The organism is Comamonas sp. B-9 (assembly GCF_000410635.1).
Lineage (GTDB): Bacteria > Pseudomonadota > Gammaproteobacteria > Burkholderiales > Burkholderiaceae_C > Comamonas.
Genome location: NZ_KE148651.1, coordinates 18,599 through 28,911 on the forward strand (window position 1 = coordinate 18,599; position 10,313 = coordinate 28,911).

Here is a 10,313-nt window from a genome sequence, read left to right on the forward strand (position 1 = left end):
CATGCCTGCATGGGGTTTTGTATTTTCTGGGGTGTTGTGAACGTGTTGTCTGTGTTGTTGCCGCTGCGGCGGCTGTTGTCGTTGGCCGCCGGCCGAGGCCTGTGCCGCCAGGGTCTGAGTTTTGCTGCTCTGATGCTTTTCGGTGCCGAGCAAGCGATGGCCCAGAGCAGTCAGCTGCCTGGGGGGGCGGGCATCGTCTTTCAGGTCTTGGCCATGCTGGATGCCTGGATGCCGGCACTGCTGGTTACCTGGTTGCTGGCAGGGGCGCTGGTTTGGCGCTGGCTGCCGCGCAGGCAGACGGCCGTGCTGTATGCCGCCAAGCAGTCCGTGGGCATGCCCTTGAGCGTGGCAGCGGGCTGCCTGCTGGTGTTTGCGATGCTGGCCTGGGTGGTGGTCTACCCGGAGCATGCCGGCCATGCCCGCTTGATGGCGGCCGATGCAGGGGCTCAGCAGTGGGCGCAAGACCATGTCTCGGCGCCGGTGCGGGAGCTGCTGCATGTGCTGACCGCTGCGGGCGATGTGCGCTGGCTGGTGGTCATGGTGCTGCTGGTGGCGGGCTGGTTGGCGCTGGGCGCGCAGTGGCATGCCTTGTGGGCCTGGGTGTTTTTTATCGGCCTCAATGGCCTGGCGGTGCGCCTTTTGAAAAACCTGCTGGACCGCGCCCGCCCCGAGGTGCTCCATGAGATGCTGACATCGGGCGCCAGCTTTCCCAGCGGCCACACCTCCGGCGCCGTGGTGGTCTATGGCCTGCTGTGGCTGGTGCTGCGCGGCCGGCTCTCGCCTGCTGCAAGCCGCGCTCTGGCCTGGGTCTGCGCTGTCCTGGTGGCCATCATCGCGCTCAGCCGCATCCTGCTGCAGGCACACTTTGCCAGCGATGTGCTCGCTGGCGCGCTGCTGGGCCTGGCCTGGTGCGCGCTGGCGGCCATCGTGCTGGGGCGGGGCGGGCGCCAAAATTGACAAAGACGGGGCACAGGGTAGCGCTGTGAGGCTATGCTTGCCCCTATGTCTGCTGCTGCCCACCCCTCCATCTCGCTGTCTGAGCGCTTTGCGCTGTACCTGGATCTGATCCGCTTCAACCGGCCTGCCGGCTGGCTGGTGCTGGTCTGGCCTACCTTGGTGGCGCTGTGGGCGGCGTCGGGGGGCTTTCCGGGCTGGCATCTGGTGCTGGTGTTTGTGCTGGGCACTTTTCTGATGCGCAGTGCTGGCTGCTGCATCAATGACATTGCCGACCGCAAGTTCGACCTGCATGTCAAACGCACGGCGCAGCGCCCCATCACCACGGGCAAGATTTCGGTGTTCGAGGCGGCGATGGTCGGCGTGGTGCTGACCCTGCTGTCGCTGGCACTGGTGCTGACCACGCGCTGGGAAGCAGTGGCCTGGTCGGTGCCTGCGGTGCTGTTCACCATCCTCTACCCGTTCACCAAGCGCTTCTTTGCAATGCCCCAGGCCTTTTTGGGCATCGCCTTCAACTTTGGGGTGCTGATTGCGTTTGCCGCCGTGCAAGGCCAGGTGCCGATGATGGCCTGGCTGCTGTGGCTGGCCAATATGTGCATGGTGTTGGCCTATGACACCGAGTACGCGATGGTCGACCGCGATGACGATCTGAAAATCGGCATGAAGACCTCGGCCATCACCTTGGGCCGTTTTGATGTTGCCGCCATCATGGCCTTCTTTGTGGTCTGCCTGGGCCTGACGGTGCTGGCGCTGGCCCCCTTGCAGCTGGCCTGGCCCTGGTGGCTGGGTGTGGCCGTGGCCGCCGCGCAGATGCTGTGGCACTACAGCCTTATCCGCCAGCGCACGCGCGAAGGCTGCTTTACGGCCTTCAGCAAAAGCCATTGGATTGGAGTGAGCCTGTTTGCCGGCGTGGCGCTTGCCTTTGCGCTGTGACCTGGCTGTGACCGGGTGGTGACAAGGGCGGCAATGTCGGTTTTTGGGAACGCTTACAGTTCCTGACACGGAGCTTTCATCGCCAGCGGCGACAAACGGAGGTTGTTTGCCACTCCCTCCTAAGCTGTCATGTTTGCTCTTCGCTCGATTTCGTCTGCATGCCGCGCCAGCGTGCGTGCATCCCAGGGCCTCTCGCTCGCCGCTGCCTTGCTGCTGGCTGCCAGCGTGCTGCCCGCTTCTGCACAGACCACCCTTGCCGCTGGTGAAGTGGCGGTTGTCGGTTTTGCTTCGGATACGCCTGACTCCGTCAGCCTAGTGCTGCTGCGCGATATTGAGGCAGGCACAGAGATTCGAATCACCGACAACGGCTGGCTCAATACTGGCGCATTCCGAACGGGCGAGGGTGTCATGGTGTGGACCGCCACCGATGCCCTGTTTGCAGGTACCGTGATCAAGATCAGTGCGGCGGACACCAAGGCTCCCACGGCCACCACTGGCTCCGTTGTACCCACCGGCTCGGGTAGTTTCAACCTGTCGGGCAGTGGCGACAGTGTGCTGGTCTACCAGGGATCTGAGGCCGCTCCGAAGTTTTTGTACGCAGTGAACAATGCTGGGGGCACTTGGGATAGCACGGCATCGAATACCAACACCTCAGCCTTGCCTACTGGTCTGGTCAATGGCAGCACCGCCATTGCCCTGACCAAGCAAAACAACTTCGCCTACGACAGTACCAAGGGTGCCACCGAAGGCACCGCATCCGAGCTGCTCTCGGCCATTAGCCAAGCTTCCAATTGGACGGGTGCAGGCACTGAAGTGACGAAGATGACCGTGCTCGACCCGGATGCCGGTGAGACCGCGACCTTCACCCCGCTGCCCGCCACCACGGCCGGCAGCTCGGATGCCTCTGCCGGCATTGCGCTGGATGCCAGCTACATGGTGGTGGGCGACGACGAAGGCAATGTGCTGCGCGTCTACCCCCGTGGCGGCGGTGTAGCGATCAAGGAGTGGGAGTTTGGTAGCCTGCTGGGGCTGAGCAAGGAGCTGGATCTGGAGGCCGGCACGCGCATCGGCAACACGCTGTACTTCACCGGCTCGCACAGCAACAAGTCCGATGGCAGCGAGGCAGACAACCGCGAGCACCTGTTTGCGGTGGAGGTATCGGGCACAGGTGCCAACACGGAATTTACCTTCAAGGGCTCCTACGGTGGTCTGGAGACGCAGCTGACCACCTGGGACCGCACCAATGCCCATGGCAAGGGCGCCAACTACTACGGCTTTGTGGCTTCGTCGGCCGACAAGGTGCCGCCCGAGTCCGCTGCAGGTTTCTCGATCGAAGGCATGGCGGCCACTGCTGATGGCCAGCTGCTGCTGGGCTTTCGCGCGCCGCTGGCCAGCGCGCAGCTGCGCAACCGCGCACTGATCATCCCGATCACCAACCCTGCAGCCATGGTGGCGGGCACTGCGCCTGTGCTGGGCGCGCCCATCGAGCTGAACCTGGGCGGGCGCGGCATTCGCGATATGCAGCGTACCGATGACGGCAAGTTCCTGATCCTGGCCGGCCCTCCGGGCAAGGCCGATCCCGCTGTCAACACCAACTTTGCATTCTTTGTCTGGGACGGCCCGGGCACCACCGTTGTGCAGCAACTGGACAATGTGCTGGACAACCTGCTGCGCAGCACCGGCGGCAGTTTTGAGACCCTGGTCAGCCCCACCAGCACCGCGCAAGGCACGACCGTGCAGCTGCTGCAGGACAATGGCGACACCATCTGGCCGGGCAAAGGCTCGGTCTCCAAGGATCTGCCTTTTGCAGACCAGCAGTTCCAGGGCAATACCGTCAAGCTCGGTGGCCCCGTCGCTGCCGACACCACCGCCCCGGTGCTGCAAAGCACCAGCCCGCTGCAAAATGCGGTGGAGGTCGGCAAGACGGCGGTGGTGCGCCTGCAGTTCAGCGAAACCGTGCAGCGCGGCAGCGGCAATATCTCGCTGATGGACGGTAGCACGGTGGTCGCCACGGTGCCGATGACCGATGCGCAAGTGACCATCGATGGCAGCGCGCTGAGCTTCAAGTACAGCGCGGGCTACCAGCCCGGCAAGACCTACAGCCTGGTGCTGCCCGCCGCTGCGGTGCAGGACACGGCCGGCAATGCCTTGGCCGCCGAGCAGAAGCTGAGCTTTACCATCAGCAATGCCGTGGCAGCGACTGCCAAGGTGCTGATCTCCGAGGTCAACTCCAATGCCGATGGTGGCGATTTCTTTGAACTGTACAACTACGGCACTACGCCTGTGGACCTGACGAACTGGGGCTGGACCGACAGCAGCGGCGCGTTGCCGAGCAGCTTCCCTGACGGCACCAGCTTGGCCGCCGGTGCGCGACTGGTGGTGTTGAGCGAAACTACGCCCGAAGCCTTCCGCACTGCCTGGGGTCTGGATGCCGGCACGGCCGTCATCCTGGTCGCCGGCCAAGGCCTGGGCAAGGGTGATGCCGTCCTGGTGTACGACGCGAATGGCTTCGTTGCTGCGGCGATGAACTATGGCAACAAAGCACTTCCGGCGACTGACGGTTCGACTGTGGCGCCTGCCAAGAATTCCAGCGGAACGGCCGTCTCGACCAGTGACCACGCTGGCGCTGCGGTGCGCAATGCGGGCACCACGGTAGGCAATGGGGTGTCGGCCGTTTGGGATGGCAAGTCTACGTCCGAGCCGCGCTATACCGCTGCTGCTGTCGGTGTGCTGGACGGCTTTGCCCAGCCTTCGACGCCCGCCAACATTGGCTCGCCCGGCTACGCGCAGAACCTGGCGCCCGTGGTCACGACCCTCATCTCGGCCGTGCAAGGCTCGGGCGATGAGTCGCCACTGATGGGCCAGTCTGTAACGGTGCGCGGCATCGTGACCGCCTACTTGCCTGACCTCAGCGGCTTCTACATCCAGTCGCTGCCTGAAGACGACGACAAGAATGTCGAGACCTCCGAAGCCGTGTTTGTGTTCTACGGCAACACGCCCATTGCCGGCATCAGCGCCGACAGCGTAGGCCAGGCTGTGCAACTGACCGCCTCGGTCACCGAATACAGGGGCCTGACCCAACTGGGCGGCAGCATTCTGAACTTCAGCGTGCTCAATGGCGGCGCCAAGCAGGCGCTGCCTGCGATGGTGGAGCTGAGTTTGCCGATGCCCGCCTATGCGAACTGGGAGCGCTACGAAGGCATGCGTGTGCGCATCACCGGCAGCACCGGCCCGCTGGTGGTGACGGACAACTACTACCTGGGCCGCTATGGCACCGTCAGCCTGAGTGACTCCGCTAAGCTGGTGCAGTACACCGAGCTGAATGCGCCCAGTGTGGCGGGTAACAGCGCCTACATGGAGACCGTCAAGCGCAGCCATATCGTGCTGGACGATGGCAGCAGCAAGCAAAACCCGGCCACCGTACTGGGGCGCAATGGCCAGGATCTGAGTGCCAGCAATACCTTGCGTGCCGGCGACAGCACCCCGGCGATTGAGGGCATTCTGGACCAGTTCATCGACACGACGGTCGGCGCCCACCAGACCAGCTACCGCGTGCAGCCGCTGCAAAAGCCGGTCTTTACCGGCGCAGCGCGCCCCACGGTGGCGGACCTGCAGCAGGCCATCGGCAGCCCCACGGTCAAGGTGGCCTCGGCCAATGTGCTGAACTATTTCAGCACCTTGGGTACCACCAAGTTCAGCAACCCCTATGGCGATTCGCTGGAAGGCCGGGGTGCGGACAATGCGATTGAGCTGACCCGCCAAACCGACAAGATCGTCAGCAACCTGCTGGGTCTAGATGCCGATGTCTACGGTCTGATGGAGATCCAGAACAACGGCTTTGGCGCCGGCAGTGCCTTGGCTGCGCTGACCAAAGCCCTGAACGACAAGCATGGCAGCGAGGTCTATGACTATGTGAAGGGCCCTTTCAACGCGGGTGGCGGCAAGACGGCAGTCGCTGCCGGCCATGATGCGATCTCCGTCGCGGTGATTTACCGCAAGGACCGCGTCGCTCCCGTGGGCGTGCCGGCCGTGCCCGATGAGGCGCAGTACGATGCCTTCAACGCCACCTATGGCAACCGCGTGCCCCTGGCCCAGACCTTCGAGAAGACGCTGGCCGGCGGCGGCAAGGACCAGTTCACCGTGGTGGTCAACCACTTGAAGTCCAAGGGCAGTGTCAACGATCCCGACATCGGTGACGGCCAGGGTGCCAACAACCAGTCGCGCAAACGTGCCGTCGAGCAGCTGCAAGCCTGGCTGCAAGGCAACCCGACGCAAGCGGGCAATGGCAAGAATGTGCTGATGGGCGATTTCAACGCCTATGCCAAGGAAGACCCCATCTCCTACCTGGAAGCCCATGGCTACCAGAAGCTGGGCGCGGGCCAGTACTCGTACAGCTTCCAGACGCTGTGGGGATCGCTCGACCATGTGCTGGTCAGCTCGGCGCTCGCCAGCCAGGTGGGCAATGTGGTGAAGTGGCAGATCAATGCGGAAGAGCCTTCGGTCATCGACTACAACACCAACTTCAAGAGCGCTGCGCAAGTCAGCTCGTTCTACGCGGCCGATGCCTACCGCTCCAGCGACCACAACCCGATTGTGCTGGGCCTGAACCTGGAGGGCAGGCCTGTCGATCCCGAGCCAGAGCAGAACTTTGAGGTGGAGCTGCCAGCCGCTGGCGGCAGCGCTGCGGTGCAGTGGACCAGCGCGGACGCCTGCCGCCTGGCCCAAGCGCCGGTCGCTGTTTCGGCTGCCTCGCTGGGCACCTTGCCCCAAGGCCTGAGCGTGCCTTACGGCGCCCTGCAATGGACGGCCACCGGCTGCGCGATGGGTGGCAATGGCACGATGAGCATCGAGTACCCAGCAGCCCTGCCGGCCAATGCCAAGTACTGGAAGTACGGCCCCACCAAGGCCAACACCACGCCGCATTGGTACAGCCTGCCATCGACCGTAAACGGCAATACGCTGACCGTGCAGATCGTCGATGGTGGTGATGGTGATGACGACATGGTCGCCAACGGCCAGATCGCCGATCCCGGTGGTGCTGGCTGGCTGGCCGATGTGCCGGTCGATCCAGGCACTCCCGTCGATCCCGGCACGCCAGGCGCTGGCAGCGCTGTGCCGGTGCCGACCCTGGGCCTGTGGAGCCTGCTGAGCCTGAGCAGCTTGCTGGGTCTGCTGGCTGCGGGCCGCCGCCGTCTCGGTCTGAGCCGCTAAGCGCAAGCAGCCCTTGCGGCCCTGGGCCGCAGGGGCTCACCCGCTACCCAGGACTTGCTTGCAAGTCCTTTTTTCATGCCGGGCTGGCCGTGGGGTAGCGGCGAAAAACGCACCGAGCGCAGACAAAAAAGCGGCCATCGATAGATGGCCGCTAACACTGGAGTCGCAGGAAAAAAACGTTAATTTTTTCGAAGCAGGTCGTGGAGGCTTCGAAAAAATGTCTCAAATCATGGTGTTGTGTAAGGCAGAGTTTAATCCAAAGTATCAAACACTGCATCATCCGGGCCTACAAAAGCCGGAGAACGCCAGGTGACATCGCGCAAATTACGGGCAATCTGGCTCTCGACGCCCATCAAAACGGCAAACAAAGCCATGCGCACAGGGATGCCATTGTCGGTCTGGCGGAAGATCGCCAGGCGCGGATCCAGGTTCAAATCGGTGGACAGATCGTTGGCACCGGCGCGGGCATCGCGCGGCAGCGGGTGCATGATGATGGTGTCCGGTTTGCAGACCGCATCGACCAGCGATTTCTGCACCTGGAACTCGGGCGTGTAGCCCTCGATGTTCTCACCGGCAAAGCGCTCCTTCTGGATGCGCGTGGCGTAGACCACGTCGGCGCCCTTGAGGTCTTGCAGCGAGGTCGAGACCTCCACCACATGGCCATTGGTCGAGGCCAGCTCGATCAGGTAGGCGGGCATCTCCAGCGAGCTGGGCGAGATCAGGGTGAACTTCATGCCCTTGTAGAGCGACAGCAGGCGGATCAGCGAATGCACCGTGCGGCCGTACTTCAGATCGCCCACCATCGCGATATGGGCGCCGTCCATCAGCTTGCCCAGGCGCGAGAACTCGCGCTGGATGGTGTACATGTCCAAAATCGCCTGGCTGGGGTGCTCGCCGGGGCCGTCGCCGGCGTTGATGACGGGGATGTTGGTCGCACGTGCAAACTCGGCGACCGAGCCTTGCTCGGGGTGGCGAATGACCAGCGCATCGACATAGCCGGCCATCACGCGGCTGGTGTCATAGATCGATTCGCCCTTGGCCATCGACGAGAAGGTAAAGCCGGTGGTGTCGCAGACCGAGCCGCCCAGGCGGCTGAAGGCGGCGCCAAAGCTCACGCGGGTGCGGGTGCTGGCCTCAAAGAACAGGCTGCCCATGACGGCGCCTTCGAGCACACGGCAGACCTTGTGGCGGCGGGCAATGGGCTGCATCACATCGGCGATGCGGAACAATTCTTCCAGGCTTTCGCGCTCGAGCTGGGCCACCGACAGCAGCTGCGGCCGGCCATCGGCCGACATGCGCTCGGCCAGCGGGCGGTGGTGCTTCTGGGCGTCATGGCCCTCGGCTTCGCGGAACAGGATCTCGGAGACAAACTTCTGCGCCATGTCGGGCATGGCGCGGGCTTCGCCCGAGGCCTCGGGCAGCAGCCAGGTGTCCAAGGTGCGGCGGCGCACGCCCAGACGCTCGGCAAAAGCGTCGCGCGTCAAGTTCAAACGGCGCATTGCGTCGCGAAGAAAATCCTGTTGGCTGTCCATGACCTGGCTCCGTGCAAAGGTGTGAATGCGGCTGGATTATACGCTTTGCGTTTGACTTCTGTGTGAAATATACGCAATGCGTTTTTAATTTGTCGCAGATGGCACGGTGGCCCTTGCAGGCCCGGGGGGCCTGGCCCCAGGCCGCAATGCCAGGGCGCGCCGCTTTCACCCGACGCGGCGCGCTGGCTGAGGCGTTTTAACCGCCGAACTCGTCGCCCAGCGCCTTGGCGCGGCGCTCGGCGGCATGCATGGCACCGATGAAGTGGGCGGCGATATCGGCAGCCCGCATGTGCTCCAGCGCAGCAAAGGTGGTGCCGCCCTTGCTGGTAACGCGCTCACGCAGCACCGAAGGGGCTTCGCCCGACTGCGCGGCCAGGGCCGATGCGCCGCTGAAGGTGCCGATGGCCAGCTGCAGCGCCTGCTCGGCGGGCAGGCCCATCTCCACGCCGGCTTGCTGCATGGCCTCGAGGAAATAGAACACATACGCAGGGCCCGAGCCCGAGAGCGCGGTGACGGCGTCGAGCTGCGACTCCTGCTGCACCCAGACCAGCTGGCCGGTGGTGGTGATGATCTGCTCGGCCAGCTGCTGCTGTGCGGCACTCACCTGCGGGCGCGCAAACAGCCCCGTCATGCCCTGGCCCACCAGCGCCGGGGTGTTGGGCATGGCGCGCACGATCTGGTCATTGCCCAGCCACTGGGCAATGCTGTCGCTGCGGATGCCGGCGGCCACGCTCAGGTGCAGCGCATGGCGGCTGTGGTCGGCCACGGCGGCAGCGGCCTGGGCAAAGGTTTGCGGCTTGACGGCCCAGACAACGACCTGGGCCTGCGCCAGGCTGCTGTCAGCGGCGGGCAGCGCGGTGATGCCAAATTGCTGCTGCAGCACTTGGCGCTGGGGCTCGTAGGGCTCGACGACCTGGATGCGGTCTTGGGGCAGGCCCTGGCGGATCAGGCCGCCGATGATGGCGCTGGCCATGTTGCCGCCGCCGATGAAGGCGATGGCGGGAAATTGGGACAGATCGGTAGTGGACATGGCGGCAGGTGCAAACAAAGAGAGAGGGGCAAAAACCAGCGCGTGCTGCTGTGGCTGCCACTATAGCGGCGGCCTGCGCAAAGCTCAAACCGCTGGCGCGGCAAGCCATGCGGGGCGCACAGGTTTTGCTATCAATTTCAATTGCGATGCGATTGCTCGGCCTGGCCGGATGTGTTGCCCGATGCGCTGGCGCAGACCGGTGTCTCGACCAGCGCCAGAAACTGCGTGACTTGGGCTGGGTTGAAGTTGTTGTCGCTGACCAGCAGCAGCACGCGCTCGCCGCTGGCCAGGCGCGGGCCCCAGGTCATGCCTTCGAGGTTGTCCACGCTGCGCAGGCCCAGCTGCGCAAAATCCAGCAGCAACTCCTTGTGGGCGGGGGTGTATGCCGCGTCCTGCAGCGCATCGATGGCCAAAGTGTCGCTGGCCTCCTGGGTGTTGATGCGGTAGAGGCGTGCAGAAAAACCGGCGCCCAGCACATAGGCGCGCTCGAGCACCAGCAGGTGGTCGGGCCCATCGGCCAGGATTTCGCTCACGCCATTGATCGCAATGAGTGGCAGCAGCAGGTTGTCCTTGGGCAGCGCGTCGGGGATATAGGCGATCTGGCGCACAGGCTGCTGGCTGGCCAGGTCGTACTGGGTGATGCGCAGCGGCCC

At 64.1% G+C, this 10,313-nt stretch carries 6 protein-coding genes; 3 read left to right on the forward strand and 3 right to left on the reverse strand.

The genetic code is table 11. The annotated features are described in order from the left end of the window. Positions 1-156: 156 nt before the first annotated feature. The 3 genes from H928_RS30350 (at position 157) to H928_RS30355 (ending at position 7,098) form a co-directional block, all read left to right on the forward strand. Positions 157-957, forward strand: coding sequence for a phosphatase PAP2 family protein (locus H928_RS30350; RefSeq protein WP_158400606.1), 801 nt, complete (start codon positions 157-159; stop codon positions 955-957). Between the two features lie 45 nt (positions 958-1,002). After that, entirely contained in the window at positions 1,003-1,887 is an 885-nt protein-coding gene (gene ubiA / locus H928_RS0121185) for a 4-hydroxybenzoate octaprenyltransferase (protein WP_021028300.1), read from the forward strand. Between the two features lie 129 nt (positions 1,888-2,016). Next, positions 2,017-7,098 carry an ExeM/NucH family extracellular endonuclease gene (locus H928_RS30355; protein WP_084635911.1) on the forward strand — a complete coding sequence of 1,694 codons (5,082 nt, stop codon included), beginning with the start codon at positions 2,017-2,019 and terminating at the stop codon, positions 7,096-7,098. Positions 7,099-7,349: 251 nt separating this feature from the next. Here the strand turns inward: H928_RS30355 and H928_RS0121200 are convergent, their stop codons facing one another. The 3 genes from H928_RS0121200 to H928_RS33740 form a co-directional block, all read right to left on the reverse strand. Next, positions 7,350-8,630, reverse strand: a complete 1,281-nt coding sequence (locus tag H928_RS0121200) for an aspartate carbamoyltransferase (RefSeq protein ID WP_021028302.1) — start codon at positions 8,628-8,630, stop codon at positions 7,350-7,352. Positions 8,631-8,826: 196 nt separating this feature from the next. Beyond that, positions 8,827-9,660 (reverse strand): pyrroline-5-carboxylate reductase, encoded by an 834-nt coding sequence (gene proC / locus H928_RS0121205; RefSeq protein WP_027011213.1) that lies wholly within the window; start codon positions 9,658-9,660, stop codon positions 8,827-8,829. A 137-nt stretch (positions 9,661-9,797) separates the two neighbouring features. Further along, positions 9,798-10,313: esterase-like activity of phytase family protein (locus H928_RS33740; protein ID WP_239645040.1), on the reverse strand; the 516-nt coding region annotated here is incomplete at its 5' end.